This window comes from Faecalibacterium prausnitzii (assembly GCF_003324185.1).
Classification (GTDB): domain Bacteria; phylum Bacillota; class Clostridia; order Oscillospirales; family Ruminococcaceae; genus Faecalibacterium; species Faecalibacterium prausnitzii.
Genome location: NZ_PXUP01000018.1, coordinates 1 through 20,216 on the forward strand (window position 1 = coordinate 1; position 20,216 = coordinate 20,216).

Annotated in this window: 22 protein-coding genes and 1 pseudogene; 14 read left to right on the forward strand and 9 right to left on the reverse strand. The window is 55.6% G+C overall.

Translation table 11 applies throughout. The annotated features are described in order from the left end of the window. The 5 genes and pseudogenes from C7J97_RS11605 to C7J97_RS11625 form a co-directional block, all read left to right on the forward strand. Positions 1-261, forward strand: a pseudogene (locus tag C7J97_RS11605) (hypothetical protein); the annotation flags it as partial. 97 nt (positions 262-358) lie between these two features. Next, entirely contained in the window at positions 359-574 is a 216-nt protein-coding gene (locus tag C7J97_RS11610) for a hypothetical protein (RefSeq protein ID WP_015536963.1), read from the forward strand. Positions 575-690: 116 nt separating this feature from the next. Next, positions 691-1,068 carry a desulfoferrodoxin family protein gene (locus C7J97_RS11615; RefSeq protein WP_044953414.1) on the forward strand — a complete coding sequence of 126 codons (378 nt, stop codon included), beginning with the start codon at positions 691-693 and terminating at the stop codon, positions 1,066-1,068. Between the two features lie 186 nt (positions 1,069-1,254). Then, positions 1,255-2,310 carry a macro domain-containing protein gene (locus C7J97_RS11620; RefSeq protein ID WP_113993004.1) on the forward strand — a complete coding sequence of 352 codons (1,056 nt, stop codon included), beginning with the start codon at positions 1,255-1,257 and terminating at the stop codon, positions 2,308-2,310. Between the two features lie 46 nt (positions 2,311-2,356). Continuing rightward, positions 2,357-2,551, forward strand: a complete 195-nt coding sequence (locus C7J97_RS11625) for a hypothetical protein (protein WP_207657496.1) — start codon at positions 2,357-2,359, stop codon at positions 2,549-2,551. A 94-nt stretch (positions 2,552-2,645) separates the two neighbouring features. Here C7J97_RS11625 and C7J97_RS11630 read toward each other — a convergent pair whose 3' ends face one another. Beyond that, positions 2,646-3,299 carry an NAD(P)H-hydrate epimerase gene (locus C7J97_RS11630; RefSeq protein WP_113993005.1) on the reverse strand — a complete coding sequence of 218 codons (654 nt, stop codon included), beginning with the start codon at positions 3,297-3,299 and terminating at the stop codon, positions 2,646-2,648. A 202-nt stretch (positions 3,300-3,501) separates the two neighbouring features. Between C7J97_RS11630 and C7J97_RS11635 the strand changes: the two genes are divergently transcribed. The 5 genes from C7J97_RS11635 to C7J97_RS11655 all read left to right on the forward strand — a co-directional run bounded on the left by C7J97_RS11635 (position 3,502) and on the right by C7J97_RS11655 (position 7,078). Next, complete coding sequence (locus C7J97_RS11635) at positions 3,502-4,485, forward strand: Gfo/Idh/MocA family protein (RefSeq protein WP_113993006.1); 984 nt, start codon at positions 3,502-3,504, stop codon at positions 4,483-4,485. A gap of 85 nt (positions 4,486-4,570) precedes the next feature. Continuing rightward, the gene (locus C7J97_RS11640) at positions 4,571-4,981 is read left to right on the forward strand and encodes a hypothetical protein (RefSeq protein WP_242983506.1); all 411 of its coding nucleotides are present in this window, start codon (positions 4,571-4,573) and stop codon (positions 4,979-4,981) included. A 59-nt stretch (positions 4,982-5,040) separates the two neighbouring features. Further along, positions 5,041-5,808: an EFR1 family ferrodoxin gene (locus C7J97_RS11645; RefSeq protein WP_113993008.1), complete on the forward strand. Its 768-nt coding sequence runs from the start codon at positions 5,041-5,043 to the stop codon at positions 5,806-5,808. A gap of 286 nt (positions 5,809-6,094) precedes the next feature. Next, positions 6,095-6,853, forward strand: coding sequence for a cyclase family protein (locus tag C7J97_RS11650; protein ID WP_113993009.1), 759 nt, complete (start codon positions 6,095-6,097; stop codon positions 6,851-6,853). Between the two features lie 18 nt (positions 6,854-6,871). Further along, positions 6,872-7,078 carry a YbaK/EbsC family protein gene (locus tag C7J97_RS11655; protein WP_242983507.1) on the forward strand — a complete coding sequence of 69 codons (207 nt, stop codon included), beginning with the start codon at positions 6,872-6,874 and terminating at the stop codon, positions 7,076-7,078. A 120-nt stretch (positions 7,079-7,198) separates the two neighbouring features. Here C7J97_RS11655 and C7J97_RS11660 read toward each other — a convergent pair whose 3' ends face one another. Continuing rightward, positions 7,199-8,035 carry a hypothetical protein gene (locus tag C7J97_RS11660; RefSeq protein WP_113993010.1) on the reverse strand — a complete coding sequence of 279 codons (837 nt, stop codon included), beginning with the start codon at positions 8,033-8,035 and terminating at the stop codon, positions 7,199-7,201. 290 nt (positions 8,036-8,325) lie between these two features. On the opposite strand from C7J97_RS11660, the gene C7J97_RS11665 reads away from it, so the two are divergent. The 3 genes from C7J97_RS11665 to C7J97_RS11675 all read left to right on the forward strand — a co-directional run bounded on the left by C7J97_RS11665 (position 8,326) and on the right by C7J97_RS11675 (position 10,897). Then, the gene (locus C7J97_RS11665; RefSeq protein ID WP_113993011.1) at positions 8,326-9,108 is read left to right on the forward strand and encodes a ZIP family metal transporter; all 783 of its coding nucleotides are present in this window, start codon (positions 8,326-8,328) and stop codon (positions 9,106-9,108) included. A gap of 246 nt (positions 9,109-9,354) precedes the next feature. Further along, positions 9,355-9,966, forward strand: coding sequence for a class I SAM-dependent methyltransferase (locus C7J97_RS11670; RefSeq protein ID WP_113993012.1), 612 nt, complete (start codon positions 9,355-9,357; stop codon positions 9,964-9,966). 88 nt (positions 9,967-10,054) lie between these two features. Next, a complete protein-coding gene (locus C7J97_RS11675; RefSeq protein ID WP_113993013.1) occupies positions 10,055-10,897 on the forward strand; it encodes a class I SAM-dependent methyltransferase in 843 nt (280 codons plus the stop codon). A 225-nt stretch (positions 10,898-11,122) separates the two neighbouring features. Here the strand turns inward: C7J97_RS11675 and C7J97_RS11680 are convergent, their stop codons facing one another. The 3 genes from C7J97_RS11680 to C7J97_RS11690 all read right to left on the reverse strand — a co-directional run bounded on the left by C7J97_RS11680 (position 11,123) and on the right by C7J97_RS11690 (position 14,874). Beyond that, positions 11,123-12,250 (reverse strand): SLC13 family permease, encoded by a 1,128-nt coding sequence (locus C7J97_RS11680; RefSeq protein ID WP_113993014.1) that lies wholly within the window; start codon positions 12,248-12,250, stop codon positions 11,123-11,125. A gap of 65 nt (positions 12,251-12,315) precedes the next feature. Continuing rightward, the gene (locus C7J97_RS11685; protein WP_113993015.1) at positions 12,316-13,248 is read right to left on the reverse strand and encodes an AEC family transporter; all 933 of its coding nucleotides are present in this window, start codon (positions 13,246-13,248) and stop codon (positions 12,316-12,318) included. Between the two features lie 234 nt (positions 13,249-13,482). Next, positions 13,483-14,874 (reverse strand): sodium-dependent transporter, encoded by a 1,392-nt coding sequence (locus C7J97_RS11690; RefSeq protein WP_113993016.1) that lies wholly within the window; start codon positions 14,872-14,874, stop codon positions 13,483-13,485. Between the two features lie 116 nt (positions 14,875-14,990). On the opposite strand from C7J97_RS11690, the gene C7J97_RS11695 reads away from it, so the two are divergent. Further along, the gene (locus C7J97_RS11695; protein ID WP_113993017.1) at positions 14,991-15,887 is read left to right on the forward strand and encodes a LysR family transcriptional regulator; all 897 of its coding nucleotides are present in this window, start codon (positions 14,991-14,993) and stop codon (positions 15,885-15,887) included. 142 nt (positions 15,888-16,029) lie between these two features. Here C7J97_RS11695 and C7J97_RS11700 read toward each other — a convergent pair whose 3' ends face one another. The 4 genes from C7J97_RS11700 to C7J97_RS11715 all read right to left on the reverse strand — a co-directional run bounded on the left by C7J97_RS11700 (position 16,030) and on the right by C7J97_RS11715 (position 20,045). Further along, positions 16,030-17,016: a TRAP transporter substrate-binding protein gene (locus tag C7J97_RS11700; protein WP_113993018.1), complete on the reverse strand. Its 987-nt coding sequence runs from the start codon at positions 17,014-17,016 to the stop codon at positions 16,030-16,032. A 123-nt stretch (positions 17,017-17,139) separates the two neighbouring features. After that, entirely contained in the window at positions 17,140-18,441 is a 1,302-nt protein-coding gene (locus C7J97_RS11705) for a TRAP transporter large permease (RefSeq protein WP_113993019.1), read from the reverse strand. Positions 18,442-18,444: 3 nt separating this feature from the next. Next, positions 18,445-18,999 carry a TRAP transporter small permease gene (locus C7J97_RS11710; protein ID WP_113993020.1) on the reverse strand — a complete coding sequence of 185 codons (555 nt, stop codon included), beginning with the start codon at positions 18,997-18,999 and terminating at the stop codon, positions 18,445-18,447. Between the two features lie 11 nt (positions 19,000-19,010). Beyond that, a complete protein-coding gene (locus C7J97_RS11715) occupies positions 19,011-20,045 on the reverse strand; it encodes a TRAP transporter substrate-binding protein (protein WP_113993021.1) in 1,035 nt (344 codons plus the stop codon). Between the last annotated feature and the right edge of the window lie 171 nt (positions 20,046-20,216).

Consider the following 20,216-nt stretch of genomic DNA (forward strand, 5'->3'; position numbering starts at 1 on the left):
ATGTCGGCTCTGGCCGATCGGCTGATGCAGGTCACCAAGGGCATGACCATCACAGCGCGGTATTTCAAAGAGGATACTGCCCACCCGGAGGTTCCCGCGGTGGGCAACTACATCACCCTGACCGGAAAAGCGGACCGCATCGACCCGGTGTTCCGCACCTTGCAGGTGGGCGACACCGTGGTGCCCTTTGAAGATCTGGTGGAGGTCAGCGGGGAAGGCATTATGGAAATTGACGCATATCTGGGAATCCGGGAAGAATGAAATGACAAGAAATGCTGAAAGAGAGGTTTATGGGACAGCTTTTTCGGTAAAATGACCTCAGAAGAAGCAAAACACACTTCGGATGGAGGAAAACACAATGGCAAACGGTGATTACGGCTATTTCGGCAAAGGTGACACGGGCTATGCCCAGTACATGACGGCTTTCAACCGCAACTTCGGCGGCTCGTCCGGCGGCGGTGGCGGTGGGAACCACAACAATGGCGGCGGTGGCGGGGGAGATGGCAGCGGCTGCGGCTGCCTCATCGCCATTGCGGTGGTGGTCGTGCTGGTGCTCCTCGGCATGGGGAACTGAGGGCATTTCCATAGCACAAGGCTGTCTTACGTGACCCGGTCACAGAAAACATAACTAGGAAATGTTATCATATAGCCATAGAAAACACTAACAACATTCCGATGGAGGATTTGAATATGAAGGCAAAGTTTTATATCTGTGAGCACTGTGGCAATCTGGTCACCACCATCCACAACGCAGGCGTTCCGCTGGTCTGCTGCGGCGAAAAGATGAAGGAGCTGCTCCCCAACACCGTGGAAGCCAGCGGCGAAAAGCATCTGCCGGTGGCAGAGCTTTCCGGCAGCACCCTCACGGTCACGGTGGGTGCGGTGGAGCACCCCATGGTGGATGTGCACCACATCCAGTGGCTCTTTGTGGAGACCGAAAACGGCGGACAGCTCCGCTATCTTACTCCCGGGCAGGCACCCAAGGCGGTATTTGAGCTGGGCGGCGAAAAGCCGGTGGCGGTCTACGCCTACTGCAACCTGCATGGTCTGTGGATGACGAAACTTTAAGAAATAAACAGGCTCCTGCCAGTAGTTGACGCTTGCAGGAGCCTGTTTTGGCGTGCAGATGCTTTTCCGTGGAAAGGAAGCATGACACCGTTATAATGGTTGTGTGGACAGCAAAATAAGCGCAGCCCTTGCACCACCCTGCCGGATGTGATAGGATGAAGAAAACCACATGAGGGAGGAACCACCATGCCTTTTCTGATGATCCGCAACGACATCACCAAGGTGGCAGCGGATGCCATCGTCAACCCTGCCAACCGGAACCTTTTGCAGGGCAGCGGTACCAGCCGTGCCATCTATCAGGCGGCAGGGGAGCAGGAGCTGACCGCCGCCCGTGAAGCCATCGGGCACTGCGAGCCGGGCAGGGCAGTGTGTACCCCGGCATTCGGGCTGCCCGCAAAGTATATCTTCCATGCGGTCTGCCCGGCATGGCACGGTGGATTTTTTGGCGAAGCAAAACAATTGGCCGGTGCGTACCATTCTGCGCTGGAATTAGCCGCAGAGTACCACTGCGAGAGCGTGGCTTTTCCGCTGCTGTCCAGCGGAAACTACGGCTACCCCAAGGAGCAGGCCTTCCGCATTGCGGTGGACACCATCACGCAGTACGTCATGGAGCACGACCTGACCGTGTATCTGGTGCTTTACGACCGGCACTCGTTGGCGGTGAGCCGCAAGCTGTTCACCTCGGTGGAGGAGTACATCGACGACCACTATGTAGCCCAGAACGATGAAAGCTACCAGTTTGACCGTCGGCGCAGAGAATACGTGGAACGCTGGGAAGATGCTGCGCTTGCCGACCGAGAGTATCCTGCGCAAGAGTGCGCGCCGCCGGTCTTTGCGGCTGCACCGCCTGCGCCTGCCACCCCCATGGCAGCCCGCAGTCTGGAAAGCCTGATGAATAATCTGGGCGAGAGCTTCACCACCCGGCTGCTGCGGCTCATTGATGAGCGGGGGCTGAAAGACTCCACCGTGTACAAGCAGTCCAACATCTCCCGGCAGCATTTCTCCAAAATTCAGTGCAACCGGGACTACAACCCCAAAAAGAAGACTGTGCTTGCCTTTGCGGTGGGGCTGCATCTGTCGGAGGATGAGACCATCGACCTGCTGCAAAGCGCAGGCTATGCCTTCTCCGACGGCTCCAAGCGGGATTGGATCGTGCGGTACTGTCTGGAACACAAAATCTATAACATCAATCAGGTCAATACGCTATTGTTTGAATACGATCAGGAACAGCTGGGTGCGTGATTTGTCGCCTACCCGGCATCCATCGGCGCAGAGTGGAAAGAGGAAATTGAAGCCGATTTCCAGAAGCGGCATCAGGGGTAAAGGAGGAAACAGCGACACCCTTGCCTGCATTACCGGCGGCATTGCCGAAGCTTTTTACGGGATGCCGTCTGAATTGCAGCAGGAGACCTTGAAGCGTCTGCCGGAGGAGATGCGGGCAGCGTATGCGCTGTTCCGGCAGAACCTTGAGCGTAGGATGTGACACCGCCGGTGCTGAGAGCTAGAGAGCCGCCGCACAATGATTTGTGCGGCGGCTCTTTTGTGTGCAGGTGCTTTTCCGCAGCGGCAAGCCCTCGTCAAAATTCCGGGTGCCATTCATCCAGGATGCCAATGTCGGCACAGACGATCTTTCCGCACAGGGGCGCAGAGATTTTTGCGATATGCAGCGGTTTATAGCTGTCGAAGGTTACGGTCAAATCTGCATGGGCAGCACCGTCGGCAACCTCGCCGGTGTCCGTATTGATGCCGCTGGGCAGGTCCACGGCCAGCACAAAGGCACCGCCCTTGTGCAGATGGCGTATCAGTCCGCAGGTAGCAAGGCCGGAAGGCCGCAGTTCACCATGGAATCCGGTGCCGTAGAGGGCATCCACAACGGCAGCAAAGCTCTGGGTTTCCAGTACAGAACCGTCAGTGCAGATGTGCACCGGCAGGGAGTGCAGACGTTCAAAATTGCGGATGGCGTCAGAAGTTTTCGGCTCGCCCTCGGCCAGAAGAACGGTCACGCTCCAGCCATCTTTTGCAGCGGCACGGGCAATCACGAACCCATCGCCGCCGTTGTTGCCCTTCCCGCAGACCACCAGCAGCCTGCCGGGATGCGGGAACTGCTTTTGCAGTTCAGCATAAGCCGCCATTCCGGCATTTTCCATCATTTGCAGGTAGGGCAGACCGTGGGCATCCCCGGCCCGTTCAATTTCCTTCATCTGCGCAGCTGTCACAATGCGATGTTTCATGTTGGCACCTTCTTTCTATCTCTATTATAATGGATGAGAATGTTTGGAACAAGATGAAAGATACCGGTGCATAGAATCTGTCCCCGGAGAGTCGGAATAAGCCCTCCGGGGGCATTTTTGCTTTTCACTATCTTTTCCGCAAGGGAAAACCATGGTATACTGAACGCAACGAATCCAAAGTAATAAACCGGGAGGTACCGTTATGAAGTGGGGAATTTTAGCGACCGGCACCATTGCCAAAAAGTTTGCGTCTACGGTGGAACAGATGGGCGCAGAAGGAGAGCAGCTTGTTGCCGTGGGGTCACGGCACATGGAAAGCGCACAGGCGTTTGCGCAGCAGTACGGCATTCCCCGCTGCTATGACTCCTACGAAGCCCTTGCCGCCGACCCGGAGGTGGAGGCCATCTATATCGCCACCCCCAACACCCTGCATTACGAAAACTGCAAGCTCTGCTTGGAGCAGGGCAAGCACGTTTTGTGCGAAAAGCCCTTTACCATCAGCCCGGAGCAGGCGCAGGAGCTGTATCATCTGGCGGAGGAAAAGCACCGCTTTCTCATGGAGGCGTTCTGGATTTGGCTGCTGCCGCTGTACGACCGCCTGCGCGAGATCCTTGCGGCGGGCACTATCGGGGAACTGAAGCAGATCACCTGCCAGTACGGCTTTGTGGCCTCCGGTGCCCGGAAGGACCGCAAGTTTGATTCCGGTCTGGGCGGCGGTGCGCTGCTGGATATCGGCATCTACAATCTGGGCTTTCTGCGCATCCTCACCGGACAGGACCCGGAGAAGGTGGAGACCAAAGAGGTGCACATCAACGAGTACGGCACCGACGATTACAGCCGCCTTGCACTGACCTACCCCGGCGGCTGCATGGCAGAGTCGGTCCAGACCATCGGGCAGGAGCTGGAGCGCAATGCACGCATCCTTGGCACCGAGGGCAGTATTTTCCTGCCGGATTTCCAGCACGCCGAGACCATGACGCTGGAAGTGGAGGGCAAAGAGCCGGAGGTCATCCGCTGCCCGGTGGACATCAACGGCTTTGAGTATGAGATCCGGGAAGCAAGCCGCTGCGTCAAGCAGGGGCGTACCGGCAGCGACCGCTACACCCCGCAGGACAGCCTTGCCCTGACCCGCCTGATGTACGACACCCGCATGAGCTGGGGCATGAAGTTTGTGGGCGAGGTGTAAGCGCACACCTTGCCGCAGGTCTTTTGCGTGCGAAAACTATGATATACAGAGAGCGACAACTCGGGATTTAATGAGGGCAAAGCAAATGGAACAGATTCTCAATTACAGAGATATACCCACGGATAAACGGCTTGACATATTAAATGCTCTTGCGCAAATCGGTTTTTTCCCGGCATACGGCGGTGTGAAAACAATGCAGCGGATTATGGAAAAGTCAGTTCCGAATTCGGGTCCACAATTCTATTTCGTTCTCCGTGAAAATCAGTTAATAGGGTATAATTTTCTTATTGGTGACACGAGGAAATATAAGGCTTTCCCATGGCTTGCTGTCGGCAATATGGATGAACAGAAGTTGACGGTTTGCGAAGAACTGATGAAACTGCAAATTGTCTTTTTTCAGGAACTTGGAATGCACGATATAGCAGGTCATTGTGTTAGACTCATGGAAGATTACAGAAAAGGAATTGGAAAACGAAAAGAAAGTGACTGTAGATAAATTCCAGTTTGCCGGGCAGACAGGCATCTGAAAAACCATACAAAAACGAGGGAGCAGCCATGGTACTTTATTTTACGGGAACCGGCAACAGCCGGTATCTGGCACGGCGTATTGCCGAAGGGTTGGAGATGCCGCTTTACGATCTGAACGCCTGCATCAAGGCAGGGGATACCGCCCCGGTGCAGACCGGACGGGATGTGGTGCTGGTCACGCCTACCTACGCATGGCGTATCCCCCGGGTGGTGTCGGAGTGGCTGGGCAAGAACGCGCTGACCGGGGCAGAGTGTATCTGGTTTGTGATGGACTGCGGCAGCGAGATCGGCAATGCGGCAAAATACAACCGGCAGCTTGCGGCGCAAAAGCAGCTGCAGTATATGGGGACTGCCCAGATCGTCATGCTGGAAAACTACATTGCCATGTTCAATGCGCCCCGTAAGGAGCAGGCCCGGAGCATCGTGGAGCAGGCAGAGCCTGCACTTCAGAAGGTACTGACCCAGCTCAAAGCCGGGCAGGAGTTTCCTCCGCCGAGCGAGACCCTCTACGACCGCTTTATGAGCGGCCCGGTGAACCCGGTATTCTATCGCTTCTTTGTAAAAGCCGATGCCTTCCGGGCAACGGACGCCTGCATCGGCTGCGGTAAGTGCGTGGAACTGTGCCCGCTGAACAATATCCATCTGGAAAGCGGCAGGCCGGTCTGGGGCAAAAACTGCACCCACTGCATGGCGTGCATCTGCTATTGCCCCAAAGAGGCCATCGAGTACGGCAAAAAGAGCAAAGGCAAGCCCCGGTATCACTTTGAAGCACTGGAAAAGAAGCAGGACGTATGAAATTAAGGGGGCTCCGGCAGTGGGCATCCGGCTGACGAGAAGGCAGATTTGTCTTTGAGAGTATAAACCTATTGACATGGTGTGAAAATAGGCTTATACTATCCCCAACACAAGGAAGGGAGCACAGGCAGATGAAACGTACAACAGATGCCCGGCACAGGCTGCCCGGGCGAATGCGCTGCTCCCAGACATTTTTCCGGCAGACAGACTGAGAAAAAACAGGAAGATGCCGTTGTCTGGGAGAAGTGCCCGAACATACATCGTCACAATAAAAGGAGAACCGACAATGGCTGATTATAAACTGTGGAACGCACTGAAGGATGCTAAAAAATATCGCTGGGTGGAACTTTCTCACTCGCTGAACAACGAAAGCCCCTACTGGTCCGGCATCCCGGAAGGCTCTGTGGAGCTGGCAAAGACCGTGTGGGACTGGGGCAAGCCGGAACTGGAATGCCTGATCCAGACCTTCAAATTCCCCGGACAGTTTGGTACCCATATCGACTTCCCGGGTCACTTCATCAAGGGCAAAGCACTGTCCGAAAAGTACGATGTGAATGACCTGATTTTCCCGCTGGTGGTCATTGATATCTCTGAGCAGGCCAAGAAAGACCCCCGCTACGCTGTGACGGTGGAGGACATCAAGGCCTATGAGGCAAAGTACGGTCCTATCCCGGATGGTGCGCTGGTGGCTCTGCGCAGCGACTGGTACAAGAAGTGGCCGGATATGGATGCGCTGTCCGGCATCGACGCAGAGGGCAAAGAAAATGCTCCCGGCTGGTCGCTGGAAGCATTGGAGTATATCTACAAGGTGCGCAACGCCGCCGCCAACGGCCACGAAACGCTGGATACCGATTCCTCTGTGGTGGCGGAGGAAAAGGGAGACCTTGCCTGCGAGCGCTATGTTCTGGACAACGACAAGCTGCAGGTGGAGGTGCTTGCAAATCTGGATAAAGTTCAGCCTGCCGGTGCGGTGGTCATCGTTTCTTATCCCCGCATTGAAGGTGCAACTGGTCTGCCCGCACGGGTCTGGGCCATTACCGAATAAGAGCGGAGAAGTGGGAAAATGTCCTTTGAAAAAGCAAAAGCAGATCTGGAAGAAAAAGGTCTGGGAGACCATGTCATTGTGCTGAGCGAGTCCTCGGCAACCGTGGCAGAGGCAGCTCACGCACTGGGCGTAGAGCCTGCCAGCATCGCCAAAACGCTGTTGGATGAACCCTTTTGTGATTTGCAGAGTAATGCCGGCAATATTGATTCCGTATTGCAGACGTAAAAACTGTTGACCCTGCGATTGGGCTCCATCTGCAATAAAAAAGGGCAAAGCCGCCTGCGTGCAGGAGACCTTGCCCTTTTGTGTTATATTTTACAATAAATTAGGCAGTTTCCCGTGTATTCACAGCGCCACATTGACCGGCAGGACATACACGCCGTCGGCGGCGTAGAAGGTGATCTGAGTAATCGTCTTGCCGATGATGGATGCAAAGTAAGGATCATCGGCATTGAAGCCCAGCTTGGTACCATGCCAGATGTTGGTCACATGATGCAGGCCGTACTCACTGCCATCGGCGGTGGTCAGAACTACGCCGTAGACCTTGTTGGCCTTGTAGTCCAGATCAAAACCGGAGAGCTTCATCTCGTAGGTGGTGTGGTGACCGTTGGTATTCAGCTCCACAGTGGTGCCCTCTACGGTGGTCTCGGTGGCGTGGACCTTGCCAAACTCCCACTTGCCGCTCAGCAGGTTATACCATGCGGTGATGTAGTAGGCAGGGGTCTCACTGAGCTTGTAGTAAGCGTAGCTCTCGTTCTCAAACAAGGCATCTGCGCCGGTGTAGGTGGTGGTGGATTCCTTGCCCTTCAGGGTAACGGTAATATCGTAGCTGTCGGCATCGGTGACCTGCTTTGCATTCTTCAGCGCCCACGGGGTCAGCACCTTGACCGGGAAGGAAACGCCGGTGATGTCGGTGCCATCTGCGTTGACGTGGTAGGAACCGGCGGCAAGGTTGCCCGCACGGGTCTTGTTCTTGGTGGCGCTGGTCACAGCGTCGATCTCAGATGCGTTGTCCACACCGGCAGCCTTGTAGAAGTCGGCGTAGGGGATGTTCATCTGGACATAGCTGGAGGTCAGGCAGTTTTCCTGTTCCACCTCTTCCGCAGCGAAGGCCGGGACTGCCACAGCGCATACCAGCATAGCGGCCGCAAGTGCACCTGCAAATACTTGTTTCAATCTCATGGTAACACACCTCTATCTCAGTTTTGAAAAAGCAGTTAGCTTTACCTAACAATCGATGCAAAAAAATGCAGGGGCAACGCCCCTCAGATGGTTAGGCAAAACAAATTCGCGAAATAAAAATAGCACTCCCACCGGGCGTTGTCAAGTAGAAACCGGCAAGTTTGCAGAGGTAAATTTTTCGGTGCAGGAAACGATCTGCATCCTCTATACCGCAAAGCCCTTGACCTTTTTGCCGGAGCGCAGTATACTGCTTGTGCAGTTAGTTGCATTTAACCACAAGGAGGTACTACATGATACAAGACGCATTCTGGGGGATTTTGATCCCCTTTCTGGGCACAAGTCTTGGGGCGGGCTGTGTGTTCTTTTTGAAAAACTCTCTGCGTGACGGCATCCAGCGCGCCCTCACCGGCTTTGCCGCCGGAGTGATGGTGGCGGCATCGGTATGGAGCTTGCTGATCCCGGCTATGGAGCAGGCCGCAGATCTGGGCAGGCTGGCATTTTTCCCGGCGGCGGTGGGTTTCTGGCTGGGTATCCTGTTTTTGCTGCTGCTGGACCATCTCATCCCGCATCTGCACCAGAACAGTTTGCAGGCCGAAGGGCCCAAAAGCCAGCTCCAGCGCACCACCATGATGGTTCTGGCGGTAACGCTGCACAACATCCCGGAGGGTATGGCAGTGGGCGTAGTCTATGCCGGATACCTTGCCGGAACGGCTCAGATCACCGCCGCCGGGGCGCTGGCACTTTCCCTTGGCATTGCTATCCAGAACTTCCCGGAGGGTGCCATCATTTCCATGCCCCTGCGGGCGGAAGGAATGAAAAAGGGCCGGGCGTTCTGGGGCGGTGTACTGTCCGGCATCGTAGAGCCCATCGGGGCAGTGCTGACGATTCTGGCAGCAGGCATCGTGGTGCCTGCTTTGCCCTATCTGCTCAGCTTTGCCGCCGGAGCCATGCTGTATGTGGTGGTGGAGGAACTGATTCCGGAAATGTCGCAGGGACAGCACTCCAACGTTGGCACGGTATTTTTCGCGGTGGGCTTCAGCGTGATGATGGTGCTGGATGTGGCACTGGAGTGACGGATGGAGCCCTCGAAGGCGAAATCTTTTTCGGAATCTCCGAAAATGCCTAAATTTCTTGACAGAGGCAACAGCAGGGCGTATTATTTTGGCAGAAGAACCGCTGAGAAGCGGCTTTTTATAGAACAGAAAGTTAGCTTTGCATAACTTGCAGCACGAGGAATTGCTGGCCTGTCACCCGGAGCAGTGGGCGCATCTGGTAAAAAGTATTGCATTGTGAACGGTAAATAGAAAGAGGGGGGCGTTATGTCCTTTTTTGAAAACACCCGAAAGCCCGTAGGCCTTGGCGGGAAGATCATGGTTGCTATGATGAACTTTGGACACAGCGCAATGGCAGAATGGGGGCTGAGTTTTTTACAGACTGCCCCGGATGCCATGGTGCTGGACTGCGGCTGCGGCGGTGGAGCGAACATTAAAACGCTGTTGAAACTGTGCCCCAACGGCAAGGTGCAGGGCATCGACTACTCAGCCGTCAGCGTGGAAAAAGCACGAAAAGTCAATGCTAGAGCCATTGCGGCAAGACGGTGTACCGTGCAACAGGCAAGTGTGGCAGAACTGCCGTTTAAAGCGGAGCAGTTTGATGTGGTGACCGCCTTTGAAACGGTCTATTTCTGGCCGGAACTTGCGCAGAATTTCAGAGAGGTTTATCGAGTGCTGAAGCCCGGCGGAATCTTTTTTATCTGTAACGAAGCAAACGGCGAAACGACAAAAGACGACAAATGGACGCAGATCATCGATGGCATGACCATCTATACGGATATTGCACTGAAAGAGTATCTGGAAAAAGCAGGATTTTGTCAGATTCAGAGCCACAAAAATAAAAAGGGCTGGCTTTGCATTACGGCGCAAAAGCGGTGAAGTAGTGCAACCGTAACATTTGGAACCGTGAAGAGCATGGCATGGTTTGCCTGCCGGAAAGCAGAATAAGGAGAACAGGGAGGAACCTATGAAATACAAAATCGAGAAAAACACCGTGCAGGAGACGCTGATCCTCCCGCTGTATTCCCGGAAGCTGTGTACCGAGCTGTATCCGAACCTTTATCGGGACGAAACAGCGGTGCATCTGATCGACCAGATCGACTACGACTTTTCAGAGGCAGAGAAAAACTCCCGCAGCCTGATGCAGCGCTTTGGTGCGCTGGAGGTCGCCATGCGGCAGAATGACCTTGCCTTTGAGGTGCAGGCATACCTGAAAACGCACCCCTGTGCGGCGGTAGTCAACCTGGGCTGTGGGCTGGATAACACCGGCAGAGCCTGCGACAACGGCAGCTGTAAAATCTACAATCTGGACTTCCCGGATGTTATCGCCTTGCGGCAGCAGCTGCTGCCCGCCGGGGAGCGGGAGCAAAACATCCCCTGCGACCTGAAAGATCCCGCATGGTTTGACAAGATCGATGCCTCCGGCGGGGCGGTATTTTTTGCCTCCGGGGTGTTCTATTACTTCCTGACCCAGCAGGTCAAGGCGCTGGTGCAGGGGATGGCAGATGCTTTTCCCGGCGGGGTGCTGGTGTTCGATGCCGCCAACCGCACGGCGGTGAAGATGATCGCCAAAACGTGGCTCAGGACGGCGAAAATCAAGGATGTGGGGGCATATTTCGCGGTTTCGGATGCGAAAAGCGAGCTTTCCCCATGGGACAGCCGTTTGCAAGTGTCCAGCCGGGGCTATATGATGGGCTACAACGATTTGAAAGATCCTTCTGTCAGCGGCTTTTTCCGATTTCTCGCCAAGGTCGGGGACAACGGGATGAAAATGCAGATCGTGAAGATCGGATTTGGGGGCAGACAATGAAATATGCCGGGATGCCCATGGGGATGTGGGTGCTGTTTGCCGGCTCTTTTCAAAAGCAGTTGACCGCTTACGATTTGAGCTTTGTAGTGGTTGTTTTGCAAAACTTTTATTCTTTATTTGATAACTGTATACGATAAAACCAAAGGGAGCTCTGCCCGGATCTTCGTCCGTGACGGAACTCCCCTTTTTTAGCTTTATAGAAAAACCATAAGTCATCTGCCATGGTCAACGGAGCAAGAACCACACGCCCAGCAGGATCGCAAGGAAGATCAGGTTGGACAGGGTGAACAGCCCAAAATACTGCTTCTTCCCCTGTGGCAGCTCCCGTGCGATCTGTCGGTAGGAAATAAGACTGGCCATGGATGCGATCAAAGTGCCAAGACCTCCCAGATTGGTACCGATAATAAGGGCTTGTGTCTCTGCCGTGAACCCGGACAGCAGCAGGGCGGCAGGAACATTACTGGTGACCTGCGAAGCAAGAACTGCCACCAGAACTTCCCGGCCGGTCAAAAACTCCTGCAGCCAGCCGGAAAAAGCCGGAATGCGCCCCAGATTGCCAATGAAGATGAAAAAAGCCACAAAGGTCAGAAGCAGGGAATAGTCCACTGCCCGTAAGGTGTGCGGGTCTGCAAAAAGGGCGCAGACGAGTACAGCGGCAAAGGCAATGTCATAGGGCAGCACCCGAATCACGGACAGCAGGCAGACGGCAAACAGAACCAGATACAGCAGGATAATTTTCTGATCCCCCTGAGATGCAGAAGAAACAAGCTCGTCCACGGAGAGGGCGGCAGAGGTTTTCCGGCAGACCAGCGCTGCCCAAGCCAGCAGCAGGAGCAGAGAGACCAGGGTGTAGGGCAGCATAAGAAGCACAAATCCCCCGATGCTCATGCCGCTTTTTCCGTAAAGATAGAGGTTCTGCGGGTTGCCGATGGGAGTCAGCATACTGCCAAGGTTTGCCGCAATGGTCTGCATACAGACCACCGGGATCAGAAGAGCGCGGCGGACATCCGCTCCCAGACGGCTCAGGACCACGAACGTAAAGGGAACGAAGGTCAGCAGGGAAACATCGTTGGTGATGAACATGCTTCCGAAAAAGCATAACCCGACCAGTACCAGCGTCAGCTGAAAGGTGCTGTGGGTACGGGACAGCAATGCCCGTCCCAGTCCATCAAAAAAGCCCTGCCGCCGCAGCCCGGCCATGACCGTCATCAGGGAAAACAAAATCGCCAGCGTGCGCAGGTCGATGTAGCCGAGATACTGCGCATCCGGCGGAACAAAGAAGGCGGAGACAACGGCCAGCACAGCGGCTGCGGTGAGGACCGTTTCCTGTTGAATGAATTGTTTGAGTTTCATAGAGACACATCCTTGTAGTTGTAAAGGCTGCCCTGCTACGGTGCCGGACGGCCTTTTTCCGTATTTCAGAGCAACAGCTCAAACGACCCGATCATCAGCGGCATGGTCAGGATGGAAAGCAGCGTGCTCAGGACATAGATCGCGCTGGAATGAGAAGCATCCCGGTCATAGAGCTGTGCCATGGAGGTGACCGTTGCACAGGCGGGGGTAATGGCAGAAAGGTAGACCGTCATCAGGATGGACTTGCCGTCCGGGATCCAAAGGGATGCGTGAACTGCCCAAAGCAGCAAGACAATGACCAGCGGAACACCCAGCAGACGCAGAAATACCGGCAGATAGTTGCGCGGGGTGCAGAAAACCTTTTTCAGGGGCACTTCCGCAATAGCCATGCCTGCCAGCAGCATTCCCATGGGGCCGATCATATTGCCGACACTGCTCAGTGTGCTGGTGATCGGGGCAGGCAGCGAGACGTGCAGCAGGTACAGCAGAGCACCGGCTGCAATGGCGATCAGGTTGACATTGGTAAGGAGCTTGCGCCATTCCAGCCGGGCAGACCCCTGCAGGCAGGCACTGGCATGGGTCCAGAGCAGTACCAGCTGTACAATGACAAAGGCGCAGGAGTAGACAACATATTCCTCCCCCAGCAGGGCCTGCACAATGGGAATGACCAGCGCGGCGGCATTGCTGTAAATGATATTGACCTGCTCCACGGCGTCCAGCTTGAGAGCTTTGCGGAACAGCGCATTCAGAAGCAGAAATACAACGTGCATTCCAACGGCGATGCCCATGGAATAAAGCAGGCCGGTGCGGATCTCCGGTGTATCCTTGATCTGAAAGGCGTTCAGAACGACACAGGGCATGACCAGATAGACAAAGACCACAGACAGCACCTTACTGTCCGATGCCTTCAACAGGCCGGTTTTTACAACGGCATATCCCATCAGCAGAACCAGAAATAGCTGCGCGATCTGCTGCATCAATAAAAGGCTGATTTGCATTTAGAACTCCTCTTTTGCAATTCGTTTTTGCAGCACCATCCTACTCCATTAGCGGGGCATCGTCAAGAGAAAACAGAAAAAATACGATTAGAGCAAGAAAAAACGGATGGCTCCGCAGAACCATCCGCTAAAACTGGCATCATCAGTCTTTCCGATACTTATATGCACCCTCAATGGTGTCAACTTCCGTGGGAATGCAGAAGTTTACGTCCTGATACATGGAAGAGTAGCCTTTTAAGCAAGAATCCCGGTGGACTGCAAAAACAGTACCAGCATCATCACCGGGGCAACATAGCGGATCATCACCCGGTAGAGCTTCTTGCGGCGGAAGGTCTTGCCGCCCCGCTGCATCTCGTCAATGACGTAATCCGGCGTCATGACCCAGCCGATCAGGATGGTGGACAGCAGGGCGATGAAAGGCATCATGACACTGTTGCTGACGTAGTCCATGATATCCAGCAGCTGAGCCGCAGAGCCGTTGGGCAACTGCACCTCAAAATAGAAGATGCTGTAACCCAGCGCAATGATGGCGGACGCGGCCAGATAAATGACCGTCAGCACCAGCACCGTCTTTTTGCGGCCCGAGTGGAAGATCTCCATGCAGTTGGCGGTGATGGATTCCAGCACCGAGATGCAGGAAGTGAGAGTGGCAAAAATAGCAGTGACAAAGAACAGGATGCCCACGAAAGTACCGGCCTTGCCCATAGCGGCAAACACCTTGGGCAGCGAGACGAACATCAGGCTGGGGCCTGCACTCATGCCCTCGGTACCGGAGAACACATACACGGCAGGAATGATCATGGCACCGGCCAGCAGAGCCACGCCGGTATCGAAGATCTCAATCTGATTCACCGCTTTGTTCAGGTTGACCTCCGGTTTGACGTAGGAACCGTAGGTGATCATAATGCCCATAGACACGCTGAGGGAGAAGAACAGCTGGCTCATGGCGTCCAACAAGATCTGCAAAAAGCGGCTGACGGTCAGCCCTTCCATGTGCGGGGTCAGGTAGTAACGCAGCCCCTCCAGACCGGTGCGCATCTGGCCGGAGGCGTCCTCGTGGCGCAGGGTGAGGGCGTAACCCGCAATCACGACCACCAGCACCAGCAGGATGGGCATCATGTAGCGGGACACCCGCTCAATACCGCCCTCCACGCCGTTGTACACGATGAAAGCCGTCACGCCCATGAACAGCAGAGCGAACACCACAGGCGACACCGGCGAGGTGATGAAGCTGGTAAAATAGCCGTCTTCCGCAGCGGCGGCAGACTGCCCGGTGAGGTAGACCACCGCATATTTCGTGATCCACCCGCCGATGACGGCATAGTAGGTCATGATCAGAACCGGCACCAGAAAGGTCAGGATGCCGAGAAATTTCCACTTGGGGCGCATGGTCTCGTAGGCGCGGATGGCACTCTGCTTGGTGCGGCGTCCGATGGCGATATCCGAGGTGAGCAGGGTAAAACCGAAGGTCAGCACCAGCACCAGATACACCAGCAAAAACAAACCGCCGCCATCCTTTGCGGCAAGGTACGGGAACCGCCACAGGTTGCCGACACCCACCGCACTTCCGGCGGCAGCAAGGACAAAACCGATTTGTCCGGAGAAACTGCTTGCTTTCTTTTCCATGATTCTCAAACTCCTATCCTAAAAACCTATTGTAATATAGGATAACATGAAGTATCATATCAGTAAACCCAATAAAATTACTACGACCTATAAATTTTACTTATGGAGCGCTTGCAATGCGGGAACAGAAAGACCGATACGAGATATTCTTGAAAGTATGTGAAACGGGCAGTTTTTCCAAAGCAGCGGAGGCACTGAACTATACCCAATCCGGCATCAGCCAGATGATGGCAGGGCTGGAAGAGGAATTGGGCGTGCAGCTGTTCGCCCGCATCAACCGGGGCGTGACCCTGACAGATAACGGCACCCGCCTTTTGCCCTACATCCGGGAGCTGGCCAACCAGAAGACCCGGCTGCGGCAGGCGGCGTTCAATATCAACCACAAGGTGGAGGGCAAGCTGCGGGTGGGCAGCATTTCCAGCATCACAACGCTCTGGATGCCGGAAGTTGTGCATTATTTCAAGGAAAACTACCCGAAGGTGAAGATTGAAATTCTGGACGGCAACTATGATGAGATCCGGGAATGGATCATCCGTGGGCAAGTGGACTGCGGTTTCCTCTCGTCCATTGTGGCAGACGACCTGAAATTCTACCCGCTCCGGGACGACCCGCTGTGCGCTGTGTTCCCGGAGGGGCATCCGCTGGCTGCACATTCCAGTGTGACCCTGCCGCAGCTGTTTCAGTATCCGCTCATCATCGAAACGCCCGGCTGTGATAACGACATCCAGCACCTGATGCTCAAATGCCCGGTGAAGCCGAATATTTTTTACAGCTTCCGGGACGATACCCTCATCATGGCGTTCGTGCGCAGCGGACTGGGCGTGACCATCTCACAGGAGCTGGTGATGCAGGCATTTGGCTGCCCCGGTGTGGTGTCCCGCCCGCTGGAGCCTGCCTGCTGCCGGACATTGGGGCTGGCGTTTTCCAAGACGGCGAGCTCGGTGGTGAGCCAGACGCTGCTGGAATATCTGAGCTCCACCCGGCAGCGAAAGGAAACACCGGAGATAAAATAAGAACAAAGCGCGGAGAACGGTATAAAAGCCGCTCTCCGCTTTCCCAGCAGCAACTCCTTGATCTCCTTGGAGATGACCGCCTGAAAATCGCGCACGATGGTGGGGAGCAGTTCCCTGCACCCTCAAAGGACTTTCTCTGTTGTCATTCTGCCTGTATCTCTTCCACCAGCGGCAGATAGTCGGCACAGTATTTCCGGTACAGCAGCTGTACCAGCTGGCGGAAGTTCTGCATTTCCTCTTCGGGTAGCGGCAGCTCCCGGCACCCGCCAGCCAATGCCGCTTCTCGGGCGGCAGTTTCTTCCTGTGCCCAGAGCTGGCGCTCGTATTGCGCCGATGCCCGGGCGCATTTCTGCAGAATCTGCTGGTACTCCTCCGGCAGTGCATCCCATGTGCGGCCGGAAGCCAGCTGCACCTCCGGTACGCGGCTGTGCTCATCGGCCATGTAGTACCGCGCCACCTTGTAGTGCTCCATGGAATAGTAGGCCGGCCAGTTGTTTTCGGCGGCATCGATCTGCCCGGTCTCAAACGCCGAGTACACGTCGCTGTAAGCCGTGGTCTCCGGCACCGCGCCCAGCAGACGGATCATGTCGATCACGATCTGCGAATCCTGCACGCGGATGGTCTTGCCCTGCAGATCGTTCAGGCTGCGCACCGGCTGACGGGCATAGAACGAGCGGGCACCCGCGTCGTACCAGCTCAGTCCCACCCGCCCCTGTGCGGTAAAGTCCTGCAAAAACTCTGCTCCGATGCTGCCATCCAGCACACGCCACATATGGTCGGCATTCCGGTAGAGATACGGCAGCAGCAGTACGTTGAGCCGGGGCAGATCGTCTGTGGCCGCCGAAAGCGACACACGCGCAAAATCTACGCCGCCAATGGCAAGCTGCTCCCACACCTGCTGTTCCGAGCCGTACTCGCCGTTCGCTTTGACCTGAATGACCACCTTGCCCCCGGTCTGCTGCTGCACAAGGTCTGCAAAATACTGCGCGCCCTGTGTAGTGGGGTACCCGGCGGGCTGGTTGTCGGCATAGGTCAGCACATAGTCCGGTGTGGTCTGCGGCTTTGCGCCACAGCCTGCCAGCTGCAAGGCTGCAAAGCCCAGCCCGGCTAAAAAGGTCCGTCTGCGCATGGTGTCTCCCTCCCTTTGCAGATAGTATAGCGCACAAGACTGCCTTTGTGCAAGAGACAAGAAAAGGCGGTGCCCGCTGCAAAGCAGGTACCGCCTTTTTAGGAGAAGAAGGGAATGTCTCAGTTACATCAGGCCCATTGCCTGCGGCAGTGCAGTAGACACTGCCGGGATAAAGGTGACCAGCAGCAGTCCGTCGATGATGGCCACATAGTACATAAGCATATACGGCATGACCTTGGAAAGCGAGGTGCGCCCCACCTTGATACCCACGAACAGGGCGTTGCCCACGGGCGGGGTGATGTTGCCGATGCAAAGGTTATACACGAGGATCAGACCGAACTGGATGGTGCTCATGCCAAAACTCTGGCAGATGGGCAAAAACAGCGGGGTGAAGATGAGGATGGCCGGGGTCACGTCCATGAAGGTGCCGGACACCAGCAGAATCACGTTCATGATGAGCAGGATGATGTACTTATTGCTGGTCAGGCTCAGCAGGGCTGCCGCCACAGCATCCGGGATCTGCAAAAAGGCCATGACCCAGCCCAGAATGTTGGAAACACCCACAAGGAACACCACCATGCCGGACATCTTGGCAGAGTCCACGATGATCTTCCACAGGCTCTTCAGGTTGATGGAGCGGTAGCAGAAGGCAAGCACCAGTGCATAGACAACGGCAATGGCAGAGCCTTCGGTGGCAGAGAACACGCCGCCGATGATGCCGCCGATGACCACGATAATCAAGGACAGAGAAGGCAGAGCGCGCAGGGTGCATACGCCGAGGTTTTTCCAGTCAAATTTGCCGGGGGTGCCTTTATAGCCCAGCTTGACCGCCAGCAGCACGCCCACCACGCAGCAGCACAGCGCCCAGATGATGCCGGGGATGTAACCGGCCATGAACAGCGCAGCCACAGAGGTGCCGCCGGATGCCAGAGAGTAGGTGATCAGGGCGTTGGACGGCGGGATCAGCAGGCCGGAGCAGGAGGAAGCGGCGTTGGTGGCAGCGGTCACGGCGGGGTCGTAGCCCTGCTCGTCGGCGCCGTCGCGGATCATGGAGCCAACAGCAGCCGCCGCAGCGGAAGCCGAGCCGGAGATGGCACCGAACAGGGCGTTAGTGCCGATGTTGGTCACCAGCAGTGCGCCGGGCAGCTTGCCCAGAATGGCCATGACGAAATCCACCAGACGCTTGGCGATGCCGCCCTGATTCATGATATTGCCGGCCAGAATAAAGAACGGGATGGCGGTCAGGCTGAACTTGCTCATGCCCACAAAGGTGCGCTGGGCAGCGGTCAGCACGGCCACATTCAGATCAATAGAAGAAAGGATGGCAGTCAGGGAAGAGACTGCAATGGCGTACGAGATGGGCACGCCGAGGAACAGCAGCACCAGCAGCACTGCCAGAATTACGAGTAACGCTTGAATTGCCACAGCTTAGTCCTCCTTGTTTTCCTTGTCGGCATCGGCAGCCATTTCGGCTTCCACTTTTGCAAAGTCTGCATCCTCCGGGGTATCCAGACAGATGGAGCCGTTGGCGATACCGATAATGTTCAGCACGGAATACACCAGAATAATCACGCCGCAGATGGGCATGACCCAGTAGAACACGCCCACGGCTACGCCCAGCGAGGAGGTCTGCTGTCCCATAGCCAGCTGGGACACCTGAAAACCGCCGAACACCAGAATGGTCGCGGAGAAGAGGAAGGCGATGACCTCGGCAAAGATGTGGAACGCCTTGCGCATGATGGGGTTGAACCGGTCCACCAGCACGGGGATGTTCATGTGGCCGCGCTCGCCGGAGACGATGGTAGCACCCAGCATGGTACTCCAGCCGAACAGATAACCCACCAGCTCTTCCGACCATGTGGAGGGAGAGTTGAAGATGTAACGCACGATGACCTGATAGGTGGTCAGCACCACCATGACTGTCATGCTCAGACCTGCCAGCAGGTTGAGCACCTTGTTCAGGGTATTGCTCAGTTTTTCCATGATGCTCCTCCTCAATCCGCAGTATGGGCAGCGTTGTGCTGCTGAATCAGGTCATAAATGGGCTGCAAGTCCGGGTTTGCTGCCAGCACGGAATCGTGCAGGGGGGCCATAGCCTCCTGAAACGGTGCAGTGTCCGGGTAAATAAAGTTGACGTGCTGCTCATTCTCGGCCTTGTCTTTGGCCTCAGCCACAGCATCCTCCCAGGCGTCCTGCTCGGTGCGCTTCACGATCTGGAAGCCCTCTTCAAAGATCGCGCGCTCCTCGTCGTTGAGCTCGTTCAGGAAAGCGTAGTTTGCCACCAGCAGATCCGGCACCATCTGGTGCATATCATAGGAGTAATACTTGCAGATATCGCCGTGACCGTTATCGGTCAGAGCCAGCTCGTTGTTCTCGGCACCATCCAGAATACCGGCCTGCAATGCGGTGTACACATCGCCGAAGCCCATGGGAGTAGCGGTGCCACCCAGCAGACGCATCATTTCCACATTGGTGGGCGACTGCTGTACACGGATCTTCAGACCCTTCAGGTCGGAGGGCTGGTTGATGGGGGTCTTGATGGTGTAGAAGTTGCGGGTACCGGCATCCAGCCATGCCACCGTTTCCAGACCGGCTTTGGAGGTGGTCTTGAAAATGGGGTCCGTCACCTCGGGGTCGTCCATCGCCTCGTGGTAGGCTTCCACGCTGGAGAACAGGTAAGGCAGGTTGAAGATCTGGTATTTGGCGCTGAAGGTCTCCATGATGGCATTGGACGCCACCACAAAGTCGATGGCACCGGTCTGGGTCAGCTGCACCATTTCGGTCTGGGAGCCCAGCAGCTCGCTGGGGTACACTTCCACGCGGTACTTGTCGCCCAGCTTCTCGTTGATGTAGCTGGCAAAGGCTTCCAGTCCCAGATGATCCGGGTGGGTCTGGGACTGCACATGGCCGATGCGCACGATCTTGCGGTCGTCATCGGAGCCGGCGCCGCAGCCGGTAAGCATCATGCTGCTGGTCAGTGCCGCTGCGCCCATCAGCGACAGAAACGTTCTTCTCTTCATGAATGGCATCCTCTCTTTTCGCGTTTTTCTATGATCATAGTTTAACAAACCGTTCATTTTTGCGAAACCGGATTATTTTGTGAAACGCAGTACGATTTTGTCTTTGTTGTATCCAAGTACAATTTTTGCGTTTTTCTGACGAAAGAAACTGGCAAAAATAAAGAAGCGCCCGTCCCTCTC